The following is a 22305-nucleotide window of genomic DNA, read 5'->3' on the forward strand; positions in this document are numbered from 1 at the left end:
CTGGCAAAACCCCGGCAATCAGCCCGCTTCGGAGATACCCAGCTCGGCGCACACGCGCCCCAACAGCGCCTTCAGCGATGCCACCTCGGTTTCGAGCCGTGCCACGTTGGCCTTCAGTGCCGCGACCTCGCCCAGCGACACGTCGTGCGCAGCATGCGGCGCATCGGACCCGGGACCGGCAACCTCTTCCGCCGGCGCGCCGCTCAGCAGGTGCGCCCACCGGCTTTCGCGCGCACCGGGCAGGCGGGCGAGCTTCACCACCAGCGCGCCGGCCTCGCGTTCGGCCAGCTCGTTCAGGAAGCCCTCGACCGACGAGATGTCGGCAAAGTTGTGCATGCGGTCGCAGGCAATGCGCAGTTCGCCCGCCGTCTGCGGGCCGCGCAGCATCAGCACGGTCAGCAAGATGACCGACTGCGACGGAATGCGCAGCACGCGGTCGGTGTTGTGCTCGTAGCGAAAGGCGCGCCCGCCGCTGGTCTCGGCCACGAGGCTGTAGCCCTTCAGGCTGTCGATGGCGGCCTGCACCTGCGACTCGGTGAGTTCGAGCACCGGGTTGCGGCTGGTCTTCTGGTTGCAGCCCGACACCAGCGAGTTGAGCGTGAGCGGGTAGCTGTCGGGCACGGTGCGCTGCTTTTCGGCCAGCACGCCGAGGACACGGGTTTCGAGGAGGGACAGGACGGGCAGAGGTGTCGAGGACATGGCAGCTCAAAAAAGAAACGCCACCGGAGCATGGCCCCGGCAGCGTACACGTGTTCAGCGATGGCCTTGCGCCATCGGTGTCATTCGCAGGCCGTTACTTGGTCACGGCGAGGCTGGTTTCCTGAACGCCCTTCTTGCCGGTGGCGGCGTCCACGAGCTGCAGCTTGTTGCGCGCATACATGACGCCCATCTTCACTTCCTGCCAGATGTAGTACGACATGCCCGGCTGGGTGTCGACGGTCAGCGTGTCGGTGTTCTCGGCCGTCGAGGCGATGGTGTGCTTGCCCGGCGCGACTTCCTTGTAGAGGAAGGTCTTCGAGGCGGTCTGGCCGATGGGTTTGCCGTCGACGGAGACGTCCATCTTCACCGAGCCGCCCATCGACTCGTTGCGATAGATGTACAAGGCCGACTTGTCGGCCGCAGGCGCGGCGAACTTCTTCACTGCCGCATCCTGCTCGGCATTGCCCATGCTCACGGATGCGCATCCGACCAGATTGAGCGCGGCGATGGCCACTGCGGTGGCGACGAGAAACTTCTTCATTGGAAACCCTCCAGGCTTGTTTTTGATATGACAGCACCGCCTGCCAATCAGGCGCGTGCGGCCAGCACTGTAGCCGCGCGCGTCGCCCTTTGAAGTTCCTGCCGGCCGAATTTTTTCAGCCCTGGGGAATTGGTTGCTTTCTTCTACCTCAGCCGCCGTTGATACGGCTGACCAGCGCCTTCGTGAACGCCGCCGTCCCCGCCGTGCCGCCCAGGTCGCCGGTGCGCACCTTGTCGATGTTCAGCGTCTCGTCGATGGCCTTGCGCAGGCGCGTGGCCAGCTCGGGCAGCTTGACGTGATCGAGCATCAGCGCGGCGGCCAGCATGATGGCCGTCGGGTTGGCTATGCCCTTGCCGGCGATGTCGGGTGCGGAGCCGTGCACCGCCTCGAAGATCGCCGCGTCGGTGCCGATGTTGGCACCCGGCGCCATGCCCAGGCCGCCCACCAGGCCCGCCACCAGGTCGGACAGGATGTCGCCGAACAGGTTGGTGGTGACCAGCATGTCGAACTGCCAGGGGTTGAGGACCAGCTTCATCGCGCAGGCGTCGATGATGACCGTGTCGAGCTCGAACTTGCCCTTGTACTTCTGCTCGTACAGGTCGATGCCGGTCTCCAGGAAGATGCCCGTGAGCGCCTTCATGATGTTGGCCTTGTGCACGATGGTGACCTTCTTGCGGCCCGTGGCCACGGCCGTCTCGAAGGCGTACTCCAGCAGGCGCCGGCTGCCCTGGCGGGTGTTGATGCCGGTGGCCATGGCCACGGCATGGGGGTCGCCGTCGATCGGCACGTAGTGCTCGTGGCCGATGTACAGGCCTTCGAGGTTCTCGCGCACCACCACGAGGTCGATCTTGTCGTAGCGGCCACCGGGAATGATGGTGAGCGCGGGGCGCAGGTTGGCGTACAGCTGGAACTCCTCGCGCAGCCGCACGTTCGACGAGCGGTAGCCGCCGCCCGACGGCGTTTCCAGCGGGCCCTTCAAGGCCAGGCGGGTGCGGCGGATGCTGTCCAGCGTGGCCACGGGCAACGGGTCGCCGGCGGCCACCACGCCGCCGAGGCCGGCGATCTGGCGGTCCCACACGAAGGGCGCCTTCAGCGCGTCGAGCGCGGCCAGGGTGGCGTCGACGATCTCGGGGCCGATGCCGTCGCCGGGAATGAGGGTTGCGGGAATGGGAGTGGTCATCGGCGGCGTCTCGCTTTCTGTATCAGGGGCTGGAGCATACCGTCTCGCGCGAGACACCCCGCGAAGTCGTGGGTCACTCGTGGCCGGGGATTTCGGGGTCGAGCAGCGAGGCACGTGCCACCACCCGTCCCGGCAGCAACAGCGCACCGGGCGCAATGACCGCATTGGCACCGATGCGCACGCCGTCGCCGATGAGCGCACCGAACTTCTCGCAACCCGTGGGCTGCAGCGCCCCGCCCTCGCCGCTGCGCACGAAGATTTCCTTCGCCGCACGCTCGTTGCGGTGGTTGCACACGATGCTGCCGGCCTCCATGTTCACGCCCGCGCCCAGCACCGAGTCGCCGACGAAATTGAAGTGCGCGAGCGCCGTGCCCGCGAACACGAAGGACGATTTCAGCTCCACGCCCGGCCCAAGGCTGCAGCCCGCGTCGACCCAGTTGCCGCCGCGCAGGTAGGCGCCCGCGGCCACGAAACAGCCAGCACCGAGGATCAGCGGGCCCTTGAGCACCGCGCCGGGTTCGATGCGGGCGCTGCGGTGAACGGCCACGTCGCCGTCGACGGCGTAGTCGGCGGGCGGCAGCCCGGCCAGCAGCTGACGCACGATCTCGGGGGCGCGCGGCGGGAGCTCCCAGGGCAGCGATGCGGCCCAGGGTGCGAGGGGAGAGGCGGCAAATCCGGCGATGCAGGCGCCGAGGTCGATGGCGTGGGGCATCGCGCGATGCTGCCATCAAACCCATGAAAGCGCGCCCGCCGACGCCGCACCTAAAATGCCCGGTTCCGTCAGTTCCACTCCCGAAAGCGCCCTCCCCGATGTCCGCCCCGCGCAAGCTCTTCGTCACCACCGCCCTGCCGTACGCCAACGGCAAGTTCCATATCGGCCACATGATGGAGTACATCCAGGCCGACATCTGGGTGCGGAACCAGCGAATGAACGGCGCCGAGGTCAACTTCGTGTGCGCCGACGACGCGCACGGCGCGGCCATCACCATCGCGGCCGACAAGGCCGGCGTGACGCCGCAGGCCTTCGTGGCCGAGATCGCCGCGGGCCGCAAGCCCTACCTGGACGGCTACTACATCTCCTTCGACAACTGGCATTCGACCGACGCGCCCGAGAACCACCAGCTCGCGCAGGACATTTACCGCGACCTGCGCACCGCCGGCCTCATCGAAACCAAGAGCGTCGAGCAGTTCTACGACCCCGAGAAGGGCATGTTCCTGGCCGACCGCTTCATCAAGGGCGAGTGCCCCAACTGCCACGCCAAGGACCAGTACGGCGACAACTGCGAGGTGTGCGGCGCCGTGTACGCGCCCACCGAGCTGATCAACCCCTACTCGGCCCTGTCGGGCGCCAAGCCCGAGCTGCGCAGCTCGGACCACTTCTTCTTCAAGCTGTCGGACCCGCGCTGCGAGGCCTACCTGAAGGAATGGACCGCGGCCCCCGGCCACGTGCAATCCGAAGTGCAGAACAAGATCCGCGAGTGGCTGTACAAGGACGACGAAGGCAAGGGCGGCCTGGGCGACTGGGACATCAGCCGCGACGCACCCTACTTCGGCATCGAGATTCCCGATGCGCCGGGCAAGTACTTCTACGTGTGGCTCGACGCCCCCGTGGGCTACCTGGCCTCGCTGAAGAACCTGCTGGACAAGCGCTGCATCGAGCTGGGCGGCGACGGCATCTCGTACACCGAGTACATGGCCGATCCCGACCTGGAGCAGGTGCACTTCATCGGCAAGGACATCATCACCTTCCATACCCTCTTCTGGCCCGCGATGCTGCACTTCAGCGGCCGCAAGGCGCCGAACGCGGTGTACGTGCACGGGCACCTGACGGTGAGCGGCGAGAAGATGAGCAAGAGCCGCGGCACCGGCATCGACCCGCTGAAGTACCTGTCGATCGGGCTGGACCCGGAATGGCTGCGCTACTACATCGCGGCCAAGCTCAACGGCCGCAACGAGGACATCGACTTCAACCCCGAGGACTTCGTGGCGCGCGTCAACAGCGACCTCGTGGGCAAGTACATCAACATCGCCAGCCGCGCGGCGGGCTTCATCGGCAAGCGCTTCGCAGGCCAGCTGGGCGCCGTGTCGGCCGATGGCGAAACGCTGCTGTCGGCGCTGCGTGCCGCCGCGCCGCAGGTGCAGTCGCTGTACGACGGCCGCGACTACGCCCGCGCGCTGCGCGACGTGATGGCGCTGGCCGACAAGGTGAACGAGTACGTCGACCAGAACAAGCCCTGGGAGCTGGCCAAGAAGGAAGGCGCCGAGGCGCGGCTGCACGACGTGTGCACCGTGTGCATCGAGGCCTTCCGCCTGCTCACGCTGTACCTGAAGCCGGTGCTGCCGGCGCTGGCGGTGAACGTCGAGGCCTTCCTGAAGATTTCGCCGCTGGTGTGGGCGGATGCGGCGCAAGCGCTGCCCGCGGGCCACGCCATTGGTGACTACAAGCACCTGATGCAGCGTGCCGATGCCAAGGTGGTCGACAAGCTGTTCGACGCGCCCGAGCCTGCAGCAGCCGCCCCAGCCGCCGTGGAGGCTCTGGAATTGCCGGGCGGCGAAGCCATCGCGCCCACCATCACCATCGACGACTTCGTGAAGATCGACCTGCGCATCGCGAAGATCGTGAATTGCGAGAAGGTCGAAGGCTCGACCAAGCTGCTGCGCCTGACGCTCGATGCCGGCGAGGGAAAGACCCGCAACGTGTTCAGCGGCATCGCCTCGGCCTACCAGCCCGAACAGCTCGTGGGCAAGCTCACGGTGCTGGTCGCCAACCTCGCTCCGCGCAAGATGAAATTCGGCGTGAGCGAAGGCATGGTGCTGGCCGCCAGCCACGGCGACGAAAAGGCCCACCCGGGCATCCACGTGCTGGAACCCTGGCCGGGCGCAACGCCGGGCATGCGCGTGCGCTGACCAACGACAAGGAAGCTCCCATGACCCGCCTTTGCCGTGCGCTTGTGCTGCTGTCGATGTCCGCCTTGCTAGGCGGCTGTGCGGTCGTGACCGTGGCGGGCACCGCGGTGAGCGTGGGCGCCAGCGCGGTCGGCCTGGCTGCCGATGCGGCCATCGGCACCGTGCGCATCACCGGCAAGGCCGTGGGCGCGGCGGCCGATGCGGTGATACCCGACAGCCAGTAGCCGCGCTCAACCCCGCGCATGGCGCTGCAGAAAAGGCAGCGCCCGTGCCAGCACCTCGTCGGGCGCCTCTTCCGCCATCAGGTGGCCGCAGTCGATGGTGCCGCCGTCCACCTCGTTCGCCCAGGTCCGCCAGATTTCCGCAGGGTCGGGCCTGGCGGTGTTCGACGCGCTCCACAGCACCTGCACGGGGCACGCGACGCGGCGGCCGGCCGCCAGGTCGTCGCGGTCGTGCCGCAGGTCGATGTCGGCGGCGGCGCGGTAGTCCTCCACCATCGCATGGCGCACAGATTCCTTCGCGAAGGCGCGGTGGTACTCGGCCAGCGCCTCGGGCGTGACGGCATCGGCCTTCTGCACGGTGTTGCGCAGCGCCCAGTCGAGGTAGTAGGCGGGGTCGGCGCGCAGCATGCGCTCGGGCAGGTCGAAGGGTTGCGCAAACAGGTACCAGTGGAAGGCCTTCAGGCCGAATGCCATGCCGGCGCGCTTCCACATCTCCTCGGTGGGCACCACCGTGAGCGAGACGAAGCAGTTCACCGCGGCGGGTGTGTCCAGCGCCAGCCGGTAGCCCACGCGCGCACCGCGGTCGTGGCCCATGACGGCGAAGCGCGCAAAGCCCAGCGACGCCATCAACGCCAGGTTGTCGGCGGCCAGCGTGCGCTTGCAGTGGTTCACATGCAGCGGATCGCCGGCCGGGCCGGTGCTGTCGCCGTAGCCGCGCAGGTCGGGCGCCACCACGGTGAATTGCTGCGCCAGCACGGGCGCGATGCGGTGCCAGGCCACGTGCGTCTGCGGGTAGCCGTGCAGCAGCAGCAACGGCGGGCCGCTGCCGCCGACCTCGGCATGGATGACAGCGTCGCCCAGCGGAATGTCGTGAACCGCGAAGCCCGGGAAGAACGGTGCGCTCATAGCCCTCCTCCCGTCATGCGGCCGCAGCATGTGCCCGCGACGCTTCGACCGCCGCCTGGCGCAACGGCACGCCCTGCGCCGCCAGCAGCGCCTGCAGCCGCTTCACGTCCACGTTGCGCGGCAGCACGCCGCTGTCCGCGGCCAGCGCCGCGGCCGTGCCAGCGGCCTGCCCCGTCAGCCAACACTGCGGAATCTCGCGCATGAAGCCGTGCGAGTTGGTGTCGCACGAGATGTGCTTGCCCGCCGCGAGCACGCCGTCGAGCGTCTCGGGCACCAGCGCGCCGTAGGGCACCGAGATGTTCGGGAACTTCGGCGACGGGCTCGGGCTGATGCCCACCTCGTCGGCTTCCACCGCGCCCGCATCCCAGGCGCCGCGCCGCACGCTCTTCACGCCCACCAGGCGCCGGCCGTGCCGCGTGCCGATTTGCGGCGCCATCAGCATGACCCAGGCGTTCTCGAAGCCCGGCGCATGCGCGCGGTAGAAGGCCAGGTGCTCGGCCATGCTCTTGCGCGACTCCCATTCGACCTGGGTCATCTCGTCGACGTCGAGCGCACTGAAGCCCGACTTGCGCGGCCCGAGGAAGGTGGCCACGTCGTCGCGCCAGGAGACGATGGGCTTCTCGAAGCTGCCCAGCGTCTCGCGCCCCTGCGCCAGCAAGGCCGAGTAAGCCTGCGGCTCATGGGCGCGAAAGTCGAGCCAGCGCCGCATGTCCACGCCCGCGAACAGCCACGAGGTGTTGATGCAGTGGTGGATGTCGTGCGCGTCGATGTCCGACGAGAAGGCCGCACCCGCCGCCGCGTACAGGTCGCCCTCGCCGGTGGTGTCGACCACCACGTTCGCGAGGATGGCGCGGCGGCCCTGCTTGCTCTCGAACACCGCGCCCTTGACGCGGCCTTCTTCGGCGATGGGCGCGACCATCCAGCCGTGCAGGATCAGGTCGACGCCGGCCTCGCGCACCATCTGGTGGTACACGCCCTTGAGCATCTCGGGGTCGATGGTGGGCGAATGCGTGACCACGCCGTGGAAGGCGGCCGTGCGCATCGCCCAGTAGTCGGCCTTGGCGCTGTCGCGCGAGCCCCAGTCCTCGCGCGGCGGACCGGCAACGGCCTTCTGAGGCTGCCTTCCCAGCCGGTCCATGAACTCCGCGGCCAGGCCGTGGATGACATGCTGGCCCGACCAGTCGCTCATGCGGTCGATCCAGATCACGAGGCCGCCGGTCGACAGGCCGCCCAGGTGGTTGTAGCGCTCCAGCAGCACCACGCGCGCCCCGCTGCGCGCGGCCGCGACCGCCGCCGCCACGCCCGACGGGCCGCCGCCGAGCACCAGCACGTCGCAGCGTTCGTGCACCGGCACCTGGCGCGCTGGCTCGGTGATGTGGCCGTGCGGCTGGCGCTGCTTGCGTTCGCCGTCGCGCGCGTTGACGTCGGAGCGGAAGAAGTGGCGTTCTTCGGGGGTGAGGGTTCCCATGGGCGGTGCTTTCGAAGGAGAGGTGAATACGGTGGTGGTGGTGGTGGTGGTTGTGGTGGTGATGGCCGGCCTGCCGGTGGCGGCGCTACTCGCTGCGCGCGCCGGTGCGCCGGATGACGTCGCCCCACATCGCCGTGTCCTCGGCGATCTTTCGCGACAGCGCATCGGGCGCGGTACCCAGCGCCTGCCAGCCCTGGTCGAACAGGCGCTGGCGCGTGTCGGGCGCCTTCAGGATGCGGGCGATCTCCTCGGACAGCCGCTGCGCCACCGGCGCCGGCATGCTGGCCGGGCCGACGATGGCGTTCCACGACGCCACGTCGAAGACCTTGCCGCCGCCCAGCGCGCTCTGAATCGGCGGCACCTCGGCAAAGGCGGCGAATGGCGCGCCGGTGCTGACGCCGTACAGCCGCAGCCGCCCGCTCTTCGCCTGCGGTGCGGCGATCGACGGAATCATGAACGACAGGTCGATCTGCTTGCCCATCAGCGCGGTCGCCACCTGCGGAAAGCCGGGGAACGGCACGTGCACGGCCTGGATGCCGGTGAGCGTCTTCAGCAGCTCCATGGCCAGGTGCGAGCCCGAGCCGGGCCCGACCGAGCCATAGCTCAGGCGGTCGCCCTGCGCCCTTGCGTGGGCCAGCAGGCCGCGCAGGTCGGTGGCGGGCATGTCCATGCTGCCGGTGAGCACGAAGGGGCTCGCGCCGACCAGCGAGATGGGCCGCAGGTCGCGCGCCACGTCGTAGGGTGTGGCGGGGTTGAGCGCCTTCGCGGTGGTGAGGGGGCCGTTGCCCGTGAGGCCGATGGTGTACCCGTCCGTGGCCTTGGCCACCGCGTTGACGCCGATGGTGCCGGCTGCGCCGACCTTGTTCTCGACGATGACCGGCTGGCCCAGCGCCTGCGCCAGCGGGTCGGCCACGGTGCGGGCCAGCGCGTCCGGCGAGGAGCCCGGCGGGAAGCCGACGATGAGCCGCACGGCCTTCTGCGGCCACGGGGCGGCCGCATGGGCGGGGAACACCAGGGCCGGTGCCACCGAAGCAGCCAGCGCGCCCTGCAGCAGCCGGCGCCGGCGCAGGAAGGGAACCATCGGGTCTTGCATGTCTTGTCTCCGGTTGCTGTCTTGTGGGTCCATTCTTGGCCCACAATCCAGCGCGAAACGTGATGGTTTCTGATCCTTGGCATCACGATTCATGATGACCCCGGAGATGCCCATGCCGGCGAGGAACGCCCGCCCCCCACACACCACCCAGGCCACGCCGCGCAGCCACACGGTCGACATCGACCTGCTGCGCGTGTTCGACACGGTGGTGCGCATCGGCAGCTTCACCACCGCGGCCAAGGCGCTGTCGCGCACGCAATCGGCGGTGAGCATGCAGTTGCGCCGGCTCGAGGAGCAACTGGGCGTGCAGCTGGTCGCGCGCGGCACGCGCCAGCTGGCACCGACGCCCGAAGGCATGCAGCTGCTGCCGCTGGCGCGCCAGATGCTGAGCCTGAACGACCAGCTGTTCCACGACGTCGACACGCAGGAGGTGTCGGGCAGCATCCGCATCGGATCCATCGAGCACTACGCCACGCGCGTGCTGCCGGTGCTCGTCGCGGAGTTCTGCCGCCAGCACCCGCGCATTCACGTGGAGCTGCACCACGGCGTGTCGGCGGTGATGCACGCGGAGCTGGGCGCGCGCTACGACATGGTGATCGGCGTGGGCGCGGTGGGCTCGGGCGAGGGCCTGCGGCTGACCAAGTCGCGCATCGTCTGGGCGTCGACCGCCGGGTCGGCCACGCACCTGCAACGCCCGCTGCCGCTGGCGCTCAACCCCGAGGGGGCGATGCTGCGCGACTGGGCCACGCATGCACTGGACCGCGCAGGCATTCCCTGGCGCATCGCCTACACGAGCACCAGCGTCACCGGCCTGGAGGCGGCCGTGCGCGCGGGCATTGCGGTGGGGGTGTTCCGCGAGGCCACCATCTCGAAGCGGCTGAAGATCCTGGGCGCCAGGGAAGGCATGCCTTCGCTGCCCGACTCCGAGGTGTGGCTCGCCACGGCGCCGCTGCCGGGGCGCAAGGCGGTGGAGTTGCTGGAGGCCTTCCTGATCCAGAAGCTGCGCAAGTGACCCTGGCGCAGCCGTGGCTCACTCGGCCGGCTCAGGGCGCCTCGGTGCCGCGGTCGGGCGAGGAGCCGCTGCGCACCACACGCTGGTCGTCGTTCAGTGTGGCGGTGAAGACCATGGGCGAGTTCGGCGGCTGCACCCAGCGCCATTCCCATTCGGTCTCCCGTTTCAGCGCATAGGGCGTGACCTTGGCGGGCTTGCCGAGCAGCTTGCGCAGGTCTTCCATCATCAGGCCGGGCTGCACCCTGGCGAAGTTCTCGGGCGTGAGCACCTGGCGCAGCGCGCTCATCTTGCCGTCGGCGCCGATGGTGATCATGTAGTTCTTCTGGCCCGCGGGCTGGCGGTTGTACTCGAACACGCGGGCGCCACGACCAGGGCCGGGCGCCTCCCAGATGTTCTCGGGCTCGCCGAAACGTGCGCGCACATCGGCCTCGGTGGAGACGCCTTCTTCCAGCTCGCTGATGTTCTTCGGGTCGCATGCCGCGAGCCCCAGTGCGGCCGCAAGCAGCGCGCTTGCCATGCCAATCTGCCACCCTCGCCGTTGCGTCATGCCGTCCCCGGTAAAATTCGCGCCATAAAGGTCCAGTCTATGTCCATCTTCCGTCGCCCCCACTACTCTTCCGAGATCACCAACTTCATCGAAGAGATGAAGGAAAAGAAGCCCACCCTGGAAGCCGAACAGCGCGCCGGGCGCGCCCTGCTCTGGGACAAGCACCTCGACCGCAACCTGCTGAACGAGTACGACGAAGCCCGCATCCCGATGCAGCCGTACGTCTACCAGACGCAATCCAAGTAATTTCCTGATGCCGAATTGGCAGGATACGCGCGTCCGTATTGCGCCTTCAGCTATTGAAATGATAGCAATCGCCGAATGAGCAGGAACGACGATTCCGGCGCGCTGGTGGTCGCCATGCCCGACGTGATCGACCAGGTCGCGCTCGCGCGGCTCTATGGCGAGCCGCTGTTCGCGATGCCGAAGGACCTGTACATCCCGCCCGAGGCGCTGCAGGTGTTCCTGGAGGCCTTCGAAGGCCCGCTGGACTTGCTGCTCTACCTGATCCGCAAGCAGAACTTCAACATCCTCGACATCCCGATGGCGGGGCTCACGCGGCAGTACCTGAGCTACGTCGACGAGATCCGCCAGACCAACCTCGAGCTGGCAGCCGAGTACCTGCTGATGGCCGCGATGCTGATCGAGATCAAGTCGCGCATGCTGCTGCCACCCAAGAAGGTGGCCGACGGCGAAGAGGCCGAAGACCCGCGCGCCGAACTGGTCCGCCGCCTGATGGAGTACGAGCAGACCAAGCTGCAGGCCGCCGCCCTCAGCGCCCTGCCGACCTACGGGCGCGACTTCTGGAAGGCGCAGGTCTACATCGAGCAGTCGCTCAAGCCGCGCTTCCCCGAGGTGGACGTGATCGAACTGCGCGATGCGTGGGCCGACATCATGAAGCGCGCCAAGCTTGTGCAGCACCACAAGATCTCGCGCGAAGAGCTCAACGTGCGCGAGCACATGAGCATCGTGCTGCGCCACCTGCAAGGGCAGCGCTTCGTCGAGTTCGAGAAGCTGTTCGACGTGACGCGCGGCACGCCGGTGCTGATCGTCACCTTCATCGCGATGCTGGAGCTCGCGAAGGAAACGCTGATCGACATCACGCAGGCGGAAGCCTTCGCGCCCATCTACGTCCGGCTGGCCTACTCGCCGACATAAATGGCTTACCCCCACACTTCGTGTCGCTTCGCCAACCCCCTTCCAGGGGGCAACACCGGTGGCCCGGCAAAGCCGGTTCCACGGTGTTTCCCGAAGTGACCGGAGCCTCGACCCAGCATTCCGCTTCATGGCTTTGCACGACTTCGACGTCCTGATCGTCGGCAGCGGCCTCGCAGGCCTTTCCGCCGCGCTGCATCTGGCCCCTACGCACCGCGTGGCGGTACTGACCAAGCGCGCGCTGAACGACGGCTCCAGCGCCTGGGCGCAGGGCGGCATTGCGGCGGTGCTGGCGGCGGGCGACAGCTTCGACGCCCACGTGCAGGACACGCTGGTGGCCGGCGCCGGCCTGTGCGACCCCGAGGCCACGCGCTTCGTGGTCGAGCATGCGCCCGAGGCCATCGGCTGGCTGCGTGAGCTGGGCGTTCCGTTTTCCGAGGCGTCCAGGGAAGAAGGCGGCGGCCTGCACCTGACGCGCGAAGGTGGCCACAGCCAGCGCCGCATCGTTCACGTGACCGATGCCACCGGCGCGGCCGTGCAGCAGGTGCTGATCGAGCGGGTGCGCCGCACGCCGAACATCACGCTGTTCGAGCACCACACGCTGGTCGACCTGGTCACCGGCACCAAGCTCGGGCTCGACGACCCGGCCTGCGTGGGCCTGTACGCACTCGACGACGCCACCGACGAGGTGCTGGCCTTTCGCGCGCCGCACACCATCCTGGCGACGGGCGGCGCGGGCAAGGTGTACCTGTACACCACCAACCCCGACACCGCCACCGGCGACGGCATTGCCGCAGCATGGCGCGCCGGCTGCCGGGTGTCGAACCTGGAGTTCATCCAGTTCCACCCGACCTGCCTGTACCACCCGCACGCCAAGTCCTTCCTGATCAGCGAGGCGGTGCGCGGCGAAGGCGGATTGCTGAAGCTTCCCGATGGAACGCGCTTCATGCCGGCGCACGACGAGCGCGCCGAACTCGCGCCGCGCGACGTGGTCGCCCGCGCCATCGACTTCGAGATGAAGAAGCACGGGCTGGACTGCGTGTACCTCGACATCTCGCACCAGCCGCCCGCGTTCCTGCAGGAACACTTTCCCAACATCCTGGCGCGCTGCCTGGAACTGGGCATCGACATCACGCGCGAACCGATTCCCGTGGTGCCGGCCGCGCACTACACATGCGGCGGCGTGCTCTCCGACCTGAGCGGGCACACCGACGTCGCGGGCCTGTACGCGATCGGCGAAACCGCCTGCACCGGGCTGCACGGCGCCAACCGGCTGGCCAGCAACTCGCTGGTCGAGTGCATGGTGTTCGCGCGCGCCGCGGCCGGCGCCATTGCGCAGGCGCCGGTGCATGCACGCGCCGAGCTTCCCGACTGGGACGACAGCCGCGTCACCGACGCCGACGAAGCCGTGGTCATCTCGCACAACTGGGACGAACTGCGCCGCTTCATGTGGGACTACGTGGGCATCGTTCGCACCAACAAGCGGCTGGAGCGCGCGAGCCATCGCATTGCGCTGCTGCAGGCCGAGATCCAGGAGTTCTACGCGAACTTCCATGTCACGCGCGACCTGCTCGAGCTGCGCAACCTGGTGCAGGTGGCCGAGCTGATCGTGCGCTGCGCGCAGGCCCGCCACGAGAGCCGTGGCCTGCATTTCAGCCGCGACTATCCATCGCTCGCCGAGCCCGCCGCACCCACGGTGCTGGCGCCGCCGGCCGGCTGACCGACCCCACCGACTGCTGTTTTCACTCAAGGATGCCCGGCCACCGACGCCCGCAGGGAGAAACCCAACCATGTACATCGCCACCACCATCGAAGAACTTCGCGCCCGCCTGTCCGCCAGCCAGCGCCCGGCCTTCGTGCCCACCATGGGCAACCTGCACGACGGCCACATCGCGCTCATCAAGCAGGCCCGCCCGCTGGGCGACGCCACGGTCGCGAGCATCTTCGTGAACCGGCTCCAGTTCCTGCCGCACGAAGACTTCGACACCTACCCGCGCACCTGGGACAGCGACTGCGAGAAGCTGCGCGCGGCCGGCTGCGACGTGCTGTTCGCGCCCACCGAGCGCGTGCTGTACCCCGAGCCCCAGACCTGCAAGGTGCACCCCGACCCGGCGCTGGCCGACATCCTCGAAGGGCACTTCCGGCCCGGCTTCTTCATCGGCGTGTGCACGGTGGTGATGAAGCTCTTCCAGTGCGTGCAGCCGCGCGTGGCCGTGTTCGGCAAGAAGGACTACCAGCAGCTCATGGCGATCCGCCACATGGTGCGGCAGTTTGCGATGCCCATCGAGATCGTGGGCGGCGAGACCTTCCGCGCCGACGACGGCCTGGCGCTGTCGTCGCGCAACGGCTACCTGAGCAAGGACGAGCGCGCCGAAGCCGTGCAGCTGTCGCGCGCCCTCAAGGCCATGGCCGAGGCGGTGCGCGCGGGCGAGACCGACGTGACCGCGATCGAAGCGCGGGCAATGCAGTCGCTGGCGCAGCGCGGCTGGCAACCCGACTATCTTGTGCTGCGGCGCCGCTCGGACCTGCAGCCCCCCTCTTCCGATTCGCCCGGCGAGCCGCTCGTGGCGCTGGCTGCGGCCCGCCTGGGCAGCACGCGGCTGATCGACAACCTGGAGATCGAGACTCCCTTCACCTTATGAGCTACAGCGTCAAGGAAATCTTCTACACCCTGCAGGGCGAAGGCGGCCAGGCCGGCATGCCGGCGGTGTTCTGCCGCTTCGCCGGCTGCAACCTGTGGAGCGGGCGCGAGGCCGACCGCGCCACCGCCGTCTGCCGTTTCTGCGACACCGACTTCGTCGGCACCGACGGCACGCTGGGCGGCAAGTTCAAGAACGCCGAGCTGCTGGCCGACACCATCGCCGCGCAATGGCCGGCGGGCGACGCCGACCACCGCCTCGTGGTGCTGACGGGCGGCGAGCCGCTGCTGCAGGTCGACGCGGCGCTGATCGATGCGCTGCACGCACGGCGCTTTCGCATCGCGGTGGAGAGCAATGGCACGGTCGAGGCGCCCGAGGGCATCGACTGGCTGTGCATCAGCCCCAAGGCCGGCGCGCCGTGGGTGCAGCAGCGCGGGCAGGAGCTGAAGCTGGTGTGGCCGCAGACCGCATTCGACCTCGACACGATGGCGCGCACGGGCGAGTTCACGCACCGCTTCCTGCAGCCGATGGACGGGCCCGATCGCATCGCCAACACCGAGCTGTGCATCGCCGAATGCATGCGGCAACCGGCGTGGCGCCTGAGCGTGCAGACGCACAAGATCACCGGCATCCGCTGAAGCGGCGGCCTCTTTTTTCCTGAGTTCCAGACGATGCGATTCACCATCAGCCAACGCTTTTTCTTCGACGCCGCCCACACGCTGAAACGCGAGATCGAAGTCGAAGGCAGCCGCCGTGTCCACGGCCACACGTACCACGCGGAGGTGTGGCTCGCGGGCGAGCGCGATCCCGCGACGGGCATGGTGATCGACCTGGGACTGCTGCGCCGGCGGCTGGAAGAGGTGCGCGAGCAGCTCGACCACCACCTGCTGGACGACGTGCCGGGGCTGCATCCGCCGACGCTGGAGAACCTGTGCGTGTTCATTGCGCAGGCGCTGCCGGATTTGCGGGGGTCGCTGGCGCGCGTGAAGGTGTGGCGCGAGGCGCTGGGGGACAGCTGCAGCGTGGAGTTCTAGTCTTGCTCCCTCCCCTCCCGGGGGAGGGTTGGGGTGGGGGCAAGCGGCGCATCCATTGTTGTCGGCGTCTTTGGCGCCGCGAGCCCCCATCCCAGCCTTCCCCCAGGGGGAAGGAGCAATGCGGGGGTCAGGCGGCGCCGATGCCGGCGATCAGACTGCCCGGCGGATGGCCGTTTTTCAAACCCGCGGTAAACGCCAGCATCCGGTCGATCGGCACCCGCGCCCGCAGCCCCAGCGCCGGATCGACATGGATCTCCCCCACGCCCGTCTCCAGCGCATTCGCCAGCTCCACCAGCCCGTTCATCGCCATCCACGGGCAATGCGCGCAGCTCTTGCAGGTGCCGCCGTTGCCGGCCGTCGGCGCCTCGATGAAGGTCTTGCCGGGGTTCAGCGTGCGCAGCTTGTGCAGCATGCCGCTGTCGGTGGCGACGATGAACTGGCGGGCGTCCATGCGCTGCGCCGCGCCCAGGATGGCCGAGGTGGAGCCCACCGCATCGGCCAGCGCAATGACGTCCGACGGCGACTCCGGGTGCACCAGCACCTTGGCCTTGGGGTGTTCCTTCATCAGCAGCTCGAGCTCCAGCGCCTTGAACTCGTCGTGCACGATGCAGGCGCCGTTCCAGCTGACCATGTCCGCACCGGTCTGGCGCTGGATGTAGTCGCCCAGGTGGCGGTCGGGGCCCCAGAGGATCTTCTGCCCCGCCGCATGCAGCGCGCCCACCACGTCGAGCGCGCAGCTGGACGTGACCAGCCAGTCGGCGCGCGCCTTCACGGCCGCACTGGTGTTGGCGTAGACGACCACGGTGCGATCGGGGTGCCGGTCGCAGAAGGCGCTGAACTGCTCGACCGGGCAACCCAGGTCGAGCGAGCAGTTGGCGTCCAGGTCGGGCATCAGCACGCGCTTCTCGGGTGAGAGGATCTTCGAGGTCTCACCCATGAAGCGAACGCCCGACACCACCAGCGTCTGCGCGGCATGGTCGCGGCCGAAGCGCGCCATTTCGAGCGAATCGCTCACGATGCCGCCGGTTTCCTCGGCCAGGTCCTGCAGGTCGGGGTGCACGTAGAAGTGCGACACCATCACCGCATTGCGCTCACGCAGCAGGCGGCGGATGCGGCTCTTCAGCGCGACGCGTTCGTCGGGCGAGGGCTCGGGCGGCACGCGGGCCCAGGCGTGGCGGGTGTCGCAGACGGAACTGGAACCGGCCGATTCGGCGGGCTGTTCGTAGTCGACGTCGATGACGGAAGGGGTCGTCATGGGGAACATCTTTTTTATTGAAAGCGCATCGAGTAGTCGATGGCTTTCACGTCCTTGGTCAGCGCGCCGACCGAGATGCGGTCCACACCGGTCTCGGCCAGGGCGCGCAGGCCGTCGAGCGTGACGCCGCCCGAGATCTCGAGCACCGCCTTGCGCGCGTCGCCCACCGCGTCGTTGATGCGCACGGCCTCGCGCAGCGTGGGCAGGTCCATGTTGTCGAGCAGCACCATGCGCGCGCCGGCGTCCAGCGCCTCGTGCAGCTGGGCCAGCGTTTCGACCTCGACCTCGACGAAGGCGGCTTGCGACGCCACCGGCGCCACCGCACGCAGCGCCGCGGCCACGCCGCCGGCGGCGGCAATGTGGTTTTCCTTGATGAGCACCGCGTCGTACAGGCCGATGCGGTGGTTCAGGCCGCCGCCGGTGCGCACGGCGTACTTCTGGGCCAGGCGCAGGCCCGGCAGCGTCTTGCGCGTGTCGACGATGCGGGCGCGCGTGCCGCTGATCGCGTCGGCGTACAGCGCCGTCTTGGTGGCGACGGCGCTCAGCAGTTGCAGGAAGTTGAGCGAGGTGCGCTCGGCCGTCAGCAGCGCGCGGGCAGACCCTTCGATTTCGAGCACGGTCTGGTCGGCGGCGCAGCGCTCGCCTTCGGCGCACAGCCAATGGATGCGCACCTGGGGATCGAGCTGCCGCAGCGTGGCCTCGACCCAGGGCGCGCCGCACACGACGGCGGCTTCGCGCGCCAGCACGCGGGCACGGGCGGTGCGGGCAGGGTCGACCAGCGACGCGGTGAGGTCGCCGTCGGCGACGTCTTCCTGCAATGCGCGGGTGGCGTCGGAGAGGGCCAGCGCGGCCACGGCCGACGCTGAAAAATCAAAGCGAAGGCTCATGGCTCTTTATCTCTGCGTTTTTTTAAGAGGATTGACGAGGGGAAGCCGCCAGGCCGGGCGGTGCGGGCGGAACGGATTCGGGCACGGGGTCGCGGCCAGTCAGGGCGGCCACGGCATCCTGCGGGCTCACGCGGCCGTCGAGCAACGCGACCACGCCTTCGGCGATCGGCATCTCGATGCCCAGGCCGCGCGCGCGCTGCACCACGGTGCGGGCGCAGTACACGCCTTCGGCGACGTGGCCCAGCGAGGCGACGGCCTGCGCCAGGGTGCGGCCCTGGGCCAGCAGCAGCCCGACCTTGCGGTTGCGGGAGAGGTCGCCGGTGGAGGTCAGCACCAGATCGCCCAGGCCCGACAGGCCCATGAAGGTCTCGGCGCGGGCGCCCAGCGCAAGGCCGAAGCGAGTCATTTCGGCGAGGCCGCGGGTGATCAGGGCCGCACGGGCGTTGAGCCCGAGCGCAAGGCCGTCGCACAGGCCGGTGGCGATGGCGAGCACATTCTTGACTGCGCCGCCCACTTCCACGCCCACGATGTCCTCGTTGGCGTAGACGCGCAGCGCCGGTCCGTGGAAGGCATCGACCAGCGCGTCGCGCACGCTGGCGTGCGGGCTGGCGGCCACCAGCGCGGTGGGCCGCCCTTCGGCAACCTCTTGCGCGAAGCTCGGGCCGCTGAGCACGCCCGCCCGCAGGCCGGGCGCAACCTGCGCCCAGATCTCGTGGGCCAGCAGGCCGAAGGATGCGGGAGATGCATCGAGCGCGGGCTCGACGCCCTTGCACAGCCAGGCGACCTGCGCGGTCGTGCCGCGCAACGCAATGAGCTGTTCGCGCAGGGCGGCCATGGGGGTGGCCACGATGACGAGGTCGGCGCCGGCCTGTGCCTGGGCGATCTCGCCAGCGCGCACGGCCAACGAGGCCGGCAGGGCCAGCCCGGGCAGGTAGCGGGTGTTTTCACGTGCGGCCGACATGGCGTCGGCCTGGGCGGCATCGCGCGCCCAGAGCGTGACCTCGTGGCGGGCCGCCGCGTTGACTGCGACGGCCGTGCCCCAGGCACCGGCGCCATGAACGCAGATCTTCATCGTGCGTTGGCGGCGTTGTGCCGGTTTACTGCGTGAGGGTCGGCGCGGCGGCTTGGCCGGCGGCCTGCGCCTGCTGCTGTTCGTACATCGCCTGGAAGTTGATTTCGGCGAGGTGCACGGGCGGGAAGCCGCCGCGCTGGATCACGTCGGCCACGTTGCCGCGCAGGTACGGGTACACGATTTGCGGGCAGGCGATGCCGAGGATGGCGCCCATCTGGTCTTCAGGCAGGTGGCGGATCTCGAAGATGCCGGCTTGCTTGGCTTCGACCAGAAACACGGTCTTGTCGCCGATCTTGGTCTGCACGGTGGCCGACACGGTGATCTCGAAGATGCCGTCAGCCACGGGCTGGGCGTCCACGCCGAGCTGGATGTCGACGGTGGGTTGTTCCTGCTCCAGCAGGATCGCGGGCGAATTGGGCTGCTCGAGCGACAGGTCCTTGAGGTAGACGCGCTGGATCTGGAAGATGGGATCTTGGGCTTGCTGGTCGGCCATGGCTGAACTTTCGAGAGTCAAAACAATGCCCGCCGGGGAGAGGTTCCCGCAGCGGGCTGCAGATGAATGAGCAAATGATTATCGCCCGGCGACCGGGCCACCTTCGTGACGCCGGTTGCTTTGTGTTTCAGGCGGCCTGCAGCAGCGGAACGAGGCCGCCGCGGCCGTCGAGTGCGATCAGGTCGTCGCAGCCGCCGACGTGCGTGTCGCCGATGAAGATCTGCGGCACCGTGCGGCGCTGGGTGAGCTCCATCATGGCGGCGCGGGCCTGCGGGTCGCTGTCGATGCGGATCTCTTCGATCTGCTCGACGCCCTTGGACTTCAGGATCTGCTTCGCACGGGTGCAGTACGGGCAGACGGCGGTGGTGTACATCTTGACGGCTTGCATGCTCTTTACCTTGGGAAGACTCAGGCTTTTTCAACCGGCAGGTTAGCGTCTTTCCAGGCCTTGAGTCCGCCGGCGACCGCTTGGGCCTGCTCGTAGCCGAGCTTCTTGGCGGTGGCCACGGCACGCTGGGCGCGGGCGCCGGTGGCGCAGACCAGCAGGAGCGGCACGTTCTTGTTCTTGACGGCGCCGGCGAGCTTTTCTTCCAGCTGGTTCAGCGGAACGTTCTTGGCGCCGATCATGTGGCCGGTGGCGAATTCTTCCGGCTCGCGCACGTCGACGAGCACGGCGCGTTCGCGGTTGATGAGCTGCACGGCACCCTGCGCCGTGAGCGTTCCGCCGCCCGCGCCCCGCACCAGCGGCCAGGCGAGCATGGCGCCCGAGCTGAGCGCGATCAGGATCAGCATCCAGTTCGCGGTGACGAATTCGATCAATTTCACGAGGGTTCCTTGAATGGCAAACCGGGGATTTTAGAATGCGAGGTTTCGCAAGCGCAGCCAAAGGCCTCCCACATGCACAAACTGGTACTGATCCGTCACGGCGAATCCACCTGGAATCTCGAAAACCGCTTCACCGGATGGACCGACGTCGACCTGACCGAGACCGGCGTGGAGCAGGCCAAGCAGGCCGGCCGCCTGCTCAAGGCCGAGGGTTACGACTTCGATGTCGCCTACACGAGCGTGCTCAAGCGCGCCACCCGCACCCTGTGGCACACGCTCGACGAGCTGGACCGCACCTGGCTGCCCGTGGTGCATTCGTGGCGCCTGAACGAACGCCACTACGGCGGCCTGCAGGGCCTGAACAAGGCTGAAACGGCCAAGAAGTACGGCGACGAGCAGGTGCTGGTCTGGCGCCGCAGCTACGGCACCCCGCCCCCGCCACTGGAAACCGGCGACCCGCGCAGCGAGCGCGGCGACGTGCGCTACGCCAAGCTGTCGCCCGAGCAGATTCCGCTCACCGAGTGCCTGAAGGACACGGTGGCGCGCGTGCTGCCGTTCTGGAACGAATCGATGGCGCCGGCCATCCGCACCGGGCGCCGCCTGGTGGTGGCGGCCCACGGCAACTCGATCCGGGCGCTGGTCAAGTACCTCGACGGCATTTCGGACGACGCCATCGTCGGCCTGAATATTCCGAACGGCATTCCGCTGGTCTACGAGCTCGACGACGACCTGAAGCCCCTGCGTCACTACTACCTCGGCGACGCCGCAGCCGCCGAACAGGCTGCCGCTGCGGTCGCTTCGCAAGGTAAAGGCTGAAGAAACCCCTTTCTGCCGGCCACTTCGTGGAACCCCGGCAGGCAAATTGTTTCCAAGCTGTGTATATTGGTTCGACAGCCGCCGACAAGGACAAGCACTCATGATGGGCCAGAAATTGAAGATCACCGGCTGGGTCGCCGCCGGCGCCGTTGCAGGCGTCCTGACCACCGTCTCGTTGCAGACAGTCGCACGCGGATCGCTTGCGCCACTGCCGCTCGAGGAATTGCAGCAGCTCGCTGCCGTCTTCGGCATGGTCAAGAGCGACTACGTCGAGCCGGTCGATGAGAAAAAGCTCATCTCCGACGCCATTTCGGGCATGGTCGCCGGGCTCGACCCGCATTCCCAGTACTTCGACAAGAAGTCCTTCAAGGAATTCCGCGAAGGCACGACCGGCCGATTCGTCGGCGTGGGCATCGAGATTTCGCAGGAAGACGGACTGATCAAGGTCGTCTCTCCCATCGAAGGCTCCCCGGCGTTCCGCGCCGGCCTGAAGCCCAATGACCTGATCACCAAGATCGACGACACCGCCGTGCGCGGCCTGTCGCTGAACGAGGCGGTCAAGCGCATGCGCGGCGAAGCCAACACCAAGGTGCTGCTGACCATCTTCCGCAAGGACGAGAGCCGCACTTTCCCCGTGACGATCACGCGCGAGGAAATTCGCACGCAGTCGGTGCGCGGCAAGATGATCGAGCCCGGCTACGGCTGGATCCGCCTGTCGCAGTTCCAGGAACGTACGGTCGACGACTTCGTCAAGAAGATCGACGAGTTGTACAAGGAAGATCCCAATCTCAAGGGCCTGGTGCTCGACCTGCGCAACGACCCGGGCGGCCTGCTCGACGCGGCGGTGGCGGTGTCTTCGGCCTTCCTGCCCGAGAACGTCACGGTGGTCACCACCGATGGCCAGCTGGCCGAAAGCAAGTCGGTCTACAAGGCGGCGCCGGAGTTCTACCAGCGCCGTTCGGGCAGCGACCCGCTGCGCAGCCTGCCGGCCGCGCTGAAGACCGTGCCGCTGGTGGTGCTGGTGAACGAAGGCTCTGCCTCGGCCAGCGAAATCGTGGCCGGCGCGCTGCAGGACCACAAGCGCGGCATCATCATGGGCAGCCAGACCTTCGGCAAGGGCTCGGTGCAGACGGTGCGCCCGCTCGGCCCGGACACCGGCCTGAAGATCACCACGGCGCGCTACTACACGCCGAGCGGAACCTCGATCCAGGCCAAGGGCATCGTGCCGAATGTGCTGGTCGACGAAAGCGCCGAGGGCAGCCCCTTCGCCGCCCTGCGCATGCGCGAGGCCGACCTCGAGAAGCATCTGGCCAGCGGCCAGGGCCCCGAAGTCAAGGACCCCGAACGCGAAAAGGCCCGCGACGAAGCCCGCAAGCGCCTTGAGGAAGAAGCCAAGAAGCCGCCGCAGGACCGCAAGACGCCCGAGTTCGGCACCGACAAGGACTTCCCGCTGGTGCAGGCGCTCAACCGCCTCAAGGGCCAGCCGGTGCTGGTCAGCAAGACGCAGGTGATCGTCGAGAACAAGGAAGAGAAGAAGGAAAACTGATCCGGTGGC

Annotated in this window: 25 protein-coding genes; 11 read left to right on the top strand and 14 right to left on the bottom strand. The window is 68.3% G+C overall.

From position 1 onward, the window contains the following. Nucleotides 1-18: 18 nt before the first annotated feature. The 4 genes from ACSFBM_RS13295 to ACSFBM_RS13310 all read right to left on the bottom strand — a co-directional run bounded on the left by ACSFBM_RS13295 (nt 19) and on the right by ACSFBM_RS13310 (nt 3132). Complete coding sequence (locus tag ACSFBM_RS13295; RefSeq protein WP_435484747.1) at nt 19-699, bottom strand: YceH family protein; 681 nt, start codon at nt 697-699, stop codon at nt 19-21. A gap of 94 nt (nt 700-793) precedes the next feature. After that, the gene (locus ACSFBM_RS13300; RefSeq protein ID WP_435484748.1) at nt 794-1240 is read right to left on the bottom strand and encodes a DUF2846 domain-containing protein; all 447 of its coding nucleotides are present in this window, start codon (nt 1238-1240) and stop codon (nt 794-796) included. A 148-nt stretch (nt 1241-1388) separates the two neighbouring features. Continuing rightward, the gene (locus ACSFBM_RS13305; RefSeq protein ID WP_435436076.1) at nt 1389-2420 is read right to left on the bottom strand and encodes an isocitrate/isopropylmalate dehydrogenase family protein; all 1032 of its coding nucleotides are present in this window, start codon (nt 2418-2420) and stop codon (nt 1389-1391) included. 73 nt (nt 2421-2493) lie between these two features. Beyond that, nucleotides 2494-3132 carry an LbetaH domain-containing protein gene (locus tag ACSFBM_RS13310; protein WP_435484749.1) on the bottom strand — a complete coding sequence of 213 codons (639 nt, stop codon included), beginning with the start codon at nt 3130-3132 and terminating at the stop codon, nt 2494-2496. A 98-nt stretch (nt 3133-3230) separates the two neighbouring features. Here ACSFBM_RS13310 and metG point away from each other — a divergent pair, with 98 nt between their 5' ends. Both metG and ACSFBM_RS13320 read left to right on the top strand, forming a co-directional pair. Next, on the top strand, nt 3231-5327 hold the full coding sequence (metG, locus tag ACSFBM_RS13315; RefSeq protein ID WP_435484750.1) for a methionine--tRNA ligase: 2097 nt from the start codon (nt 3231-3233) through the stop codon (nt 5325-5327). A gap of 20 nt (nt 5328-5347) precedes the next feature. After that, the gene (locus ACSFBM_RS13320; protein ID WP_435484751.1) at nt 5348-5551 is read left to right on the top strand and encodes a hypothetical protein; all 204 of its coding nucleotides are present in this window, start codon (nt 5348-5350) and stop codon (nt 5549-5551) included. 6 nt (nt 5552-5557) lie between these two features. Here ACSFBM_RS13320 and ACSFBM_RS13325 read toward each other — a convergent pair whose 3' ends face one another. The 3 genes from ACSFBM_RS13325 to ACSFBM_RS13335 form a co-directional block, all read right to left on the bottom strand. Beyond that, nucleotides 5558-6454, bottom strand: coding sequence for an alpha/beta fold hydrolase (locus tag ACSFBM_RS13325; RefSeq protein ID WP_435484752.1), 897 nt, complete (start codon nt 6452-6454; stop codon nt 5558-5560). A 13-nt stretch (nt 6455-6467) separates the two neighbouring features. Further along, entirely contained in the window at nt 6468-7922 is a 1455-nt protein-coding gene (locus ACSFBM_RS13330) for an FAD-dependent oxidoreductase (protein ID WP_435484753.1), read from the bottom strand. An 85-nt stretch (nt 7923-8007) separates the two neighbouring features. Next, nucleotides 8008-9015 carry a Bug family tripartite tricarboxylate transporter substrate binding protein gene (locus tag ACSFBM_RS13335; protein WP_435484754.1) on the bottom strand — a complete coding sequence of 336 codons (1008 nt, stop codon included), beginning with the start codon at nt 9013-9015 and terminating at the stop codon, nt 8008-8010. A gap of 112 nt (nt 9016-9127) precedes the next feature. Between ACSFBM_RS13335 and ACSFBM_RS13340 the strand changes: the two genes are divergently transcribed. After that, nucleotides 9128-10027 carry a LysR substrate-binding domain-containing protein gene (locus ACSFBM_RS13340; RefSeq protein ID WP_435484755.1) on the top strand — a complete coding sequence of 300 codons (900 nt, stop codon included), beginning with the start codon at nt 9128-9130 and terminating at the stop codon, nt 10025-10027. Between the two features lie 31 nt (nt 10028-10058). Here ACSFBM_RS13340 and ACSFBM_RS13345 read toward each other — a convergent pair whose 3' ends face one another. Further along, a complete protein-coding gene (locus ACSFBM_RS13345) occupies nt 10059-10544 on the bottom strand; it encodes an outer membrane protein assembly factor BamE (RefSeq protein WP_435484756.1) in 486 nt (161 codons plus the stop codon). Between the two features lie 69 nt (nt 10545-10613). Here ACSFBM_RS13345 and ACSFBM_RS13350 point away from each other — a divergent pair, with 69 nt between their 5' ends. From ACSFBM_RS13350 to ACSFBM_RS13375, 6 genes are all read left to right on the top strand, one after another. Next, entirely contained in the window at nt 10614-10820 is a 207-nt protein-coding gene (locus tag ACSFBM_RS13350; RefSeq protein WP_435484757.1) for a DUF3460 family protein, read from the top strand. Nucleotides 10821-10895: 75 nt separating this feature from the next. Continuing rightward, a complete protein-coding gene (locus ACSFBM_RS13355) occupies nt 10896-11732 on the top strand; it encodes a segregation and condensation protein A (protein ID WP_435484758.1) in 837 nt (278 codons plus the stop codon). A gap of 127 nt (nt 11733-11859) precedes the next feature. Further along, entirely contained in the window at nt 11860-13449 is a 1590-nt protein-coding gene (gene nadB, locus ACSFBM_RS13360; protein WP_435484759.1) for an L-aspartate oxidase, read from the top strand. Between the two features lie 70 nt (nt 13450-13519). Further along, nucleotides 13520-14371 (top strand): pantoate--beta-alanine ligase, encoded by an 852-nt coding sequence (gene panC, locus ACSFBM_RS13365; RefSeq protein ID WP_435484760.1) that lies wholly within the window; start codon nt 13520-13522, stop codon nt 14369-14371. Next, nucleotides 14368-15006, top strand: coding sequence for a 7-carboxy-7-deazaguanine synthase (gene queE / locus ACSFBM_RS13370; RefSeq protein ID WP_435484761.1), 639 nt, complete (start codon nt 14368-14370; stop codon nt 15004-15006). Before panC ends, queE begins: the two co-directional genes overlap by 4 nt. Before the next feature lie 33 nt (nt 15007-15039). After that, nucleotides 15040-15402 carry a 6-pyruvoyl trahydropterin synthase family protein gene (locus tag ACSFBM_RS13375; protein ID WP_435484762.1) on the top strand — a complete coding sequence of 121 codons (363 nt, stop codon included), beginning with the start codon at nt 15040-15042 and terminating at the stop codon, nt 15400-15402. A gap of 127 nt (nt 15403-15529) precedes the next feature. Here the strand turns inward: ACSFBM_RS13375 and nadA are convergent, their stop codons facing one another. The 6 genes from nadA to ACSFBM_RS13405 all read right to left on the bottom strand — a co-directional run bounded on the left by nadA (nt 15530) and on the right by ACSFBM_RS13405 (nt 19901). Next, nucleotides 15530-16657, bottom strand: coding sequence for a quinolinate synthase NadA (gene nadA, locus ACSFBM_RS13380; RefSeq protein WP_435484763.1), 1128 nt, complete (start codon nt 16655-16657; stop codon nt 15530-15532). Nucleotides 16658-16671: 14 nt separating this feature from the next. Beyond that, entirely contained in the window at nt 16672-17544 is an 873-nt protein-coding gene (nadC, locus tag ACSFBM_RS13385) for a carboxylating nicotinate-nucleotide diphosphorylase (RefSeq protein WP_435484764.1), read from the bottom strand. 22 nt (nt 17545-17566) lie between these two features. After that, on the bottom strand, nt 17567-18616 hold the full coding sequence (locus ACSFBM_RS13390) for an NAD(P)H-dependent glycerol-3-phosphate dehydrogenase (RefSeq protein ID WP_435484765.1): 1050 nt from the start codon (nt 18614-18616) through the stop codon (nt 17567-17569). 25 nt (nt 18617-18641) lie between these two features. Continuing rightward, complete coding sequence (gene secB / locus ACSFBM_RS13395; RefSeq protein ID WP_409169529.1) at nt 18642-19109, bottom strand: protein-export chaperone SecB; 468 nt, start codon at nt 19107-19109, stop codon at nt 18642-18644. Between the two features lie 127 nt (nt 19110-19236). Then, complete coding sequence (gene grxC / locus ACSFBM_RS13400; protein ID WP_435436057.1) at nt 19237-19497, bottom strand: glutaredoxin 3; 261 nt, start codon at nt 19495-19497, stop codon at nt 19237-19239. Nucleotides 19498-19517: 20 nt separating this feature from the next. After that, entirely contained in the window at nt 19518-19901 is a 384-nt protein-coding gene (locus ACSFBM_RS13405; RefSeq protein WP_435484803.1) for a rhodanese-like domain-containing protein, read from the bottom strand. Nucleotides 19902-20006: 105 nt separating this feature from the next. On the opposite strand from ACSFBM_RS13405, the gene gpmA reads away from it, so the two are divergent. Further along, the gene (gene gpmA, locus ACSFBM_RS13410; protein ID WP_435484766.1) at nt 20007-20750 is read left to right on the top strand and encodes a 2,3-diphosphoglycerate-dependent phosphoglycerate mutase; all 744 of its coding nucleotides are present in this window, start codon (nt 20007-20009) and stop codon (nt 20748-20750) included. Between the two features lie 103 nt (nt 20751-20853). After that, nucleotides 20854-22296, top strand: coding sequence for a S41 family peptidase (locus ACSFBM_RS13415; RefSeq protein ID WP_435436685.1), 1443 nt, complete (start codon nt 20854-20856; stop codon nt 22294-22296). Nucleotides 22297-22305: the final 9 nt, after the last annotated feature.

Source organism: Variovorax pasteuri, assembly GCF_051216435.1.
GTDB lineage: Bacteria > Pseudomonadota > Gammaproteobacteria > Burkholderiales > Burkholderiaceae_C > Variovorax.

Coding starts and splice junctions, on each gene's coding strand:
- queE (WP_435484761.1), top strand. CDS start 14,368: ATGAGCTACAGCGTCAAGGAAATCTTCTACACCCTGCAGGGCGAAGGC.
- ACSFBM_RS13325 (WP_435484752.1), bottom strand. CDS start 6,454: ATGAGCGCACCGTTCTTCCCGGGCTTCGCGGTTCACGACATTCCGCTG.
- ACSFBM_RS13330 (WP_435484753.1), bottom strand. CDS start 7,922: ATGGGAACCCTCACCCCCGAAGAACGCCACTTCTTCCGCTCCGACGTC.
- ACSFBM_RS13405 (WP_435484803.1), bottom strand. CDS start 19,901: ATGCTGATCCTGATCGCGCTCAGCTCGGGCGCCATGCTCGCCTGGCCG.
- metG (WP_435484750.1), top strand. CDS start 3,231: ATGTCCGCCCCGCGCAAGCTCTTCGTCACCACCGCCCTGCCGTACGCC.
- panC (WP_435484760.1), top strand. CDS start 13,520: ATGTACATCGCCACCACCATCGAAGAACTTCGCGCCCGCCTGTCCGCC.
- secB (WP_409169529.1), bottom strand. CDS start 19,109: ATGGCCGACCAGCAAGCCCAAGATCCCATCTTCCAGATCCAGCGCGTC.
- gpmA (WP_435484766.1), top strand. CDS start 20,007: ATGCACAAACTGGTACTGATCCGTCACGGCGAATCCACCTGGAATCTC.
- ACSFBM_RS13355 (WP_435484758.1), top strand. CDS start 10,896: ATGAGCAGGAACGACGATTCCGGCGCGCTGGTGGTCGCCATGCCCGAC.
- ACSFBM_RS13300 (WP_435484748.1), bottom strand. CDS start 1,240: ATGAAGAAGTTTCTCGTCGCCACCGCAGTGGCCATCGCCGCGCTCAAT.
- ACSFBM_RS13345 (WP_435484756.1), bottom strand. CDS start 10,544: ATGGCAAGCGCGCTGCTTGCGGCCGCACTGGGGCTCGCGGCATGCGAC.
- ACSFBM_RS13295 (WP_435484747.1), bottom strand. CDS start 699: ATGTCCTCGACACCTCTGCCCGTCCTGTCCCTCCTCGAAACCCGTGTC.
- ACSFBM_RS13335 (WP_435484754.1), bottom strand. CDS start 9,015: ATGCAAGACCCGATGGTTCCCTTCCTGCGCCGGCGCCGGCTGCTGCAG.
- nadC (WP_435484764.1), bottom strand. CDS start 17,544: ATGAGCCTTCGCTTTGATTTTTCAGCGTCGGCCGTGGCCGCGCTGGCC.
- ACSFBM_RS13305 (WP_435436076.1), bottom strand. CDS start 2,420: ATGACCACTCCCATTCCCGCAACCCTCATTCCCGGCGACGGCATCGGC.
- ACSFBM_RS13310 (WP_435484749.1), bottom strand. CDS start 3,132: ATGCCCCACGCCATCGACCTCGGCGCCTGCATCGCCGGATTTGCCGCC.
- nadB (WP_435484759.1), top strand. CDS start 11,860: ATGGCTTTGCACGACTTCGACGTCCTGATCGTCGGCAGCGGCCTCGCA.
- ACSFBM_RS13390 (WP_435484765.1), bottom strand. CDS start 18,616: ATGAAGATCTGCGTTCATGGCGCCGGTGCCTGGGGCACGGCCGTCGCA.
- ACSFBM_RS13340 (WP_435484755.1), top strand. CDS start 9,128: ATGCCGGCGAGGAACGCCCGCCCCCCACACACCACCCAGGCCACGCCG.
- ACSFBM_RS13375 (WP_435484762.1), top strand. CDS start 15,040: ATGCGATTCACCATCAGCCAACGCTTTTTCTTCGACGCCGCCCACACG.
- grxC (WP_435436057.1), bottom strand. CDS start 19,497: ATGCAAGCCGTCAAGATGTACACCACCGCCGTCTGCCCGTACTGCACC.
- nadA (WP_435484763.1), bottom strand. CDS start 16,657: ATGACGACCCCTTCCGTCATCGACGTCGACTACGAACAGCCCGCCGAA.
- ACSFBM_RS13350 (WP_435484757.1), top strand. CDS start 10,614: ATGTCCATCTTCCGTCGCCCCCACTACTCTTCCGAGATCACCAACTTC.
- ACSFBM_RS13320 (WP_435484751.1), top strand. CDS start 5,348: ATGACCCGCCTTTGCCGTGCGCTTGTGCTGCTGTCGATGTCCGCCTTG.
- ACSFBM_RS13415 (WP_435436685.1), top strand. CDS start 20,854: ATGGGCCAGAAATTGAAGATCACCGGCTGGGTCGCCGCCGGCGCCGTT.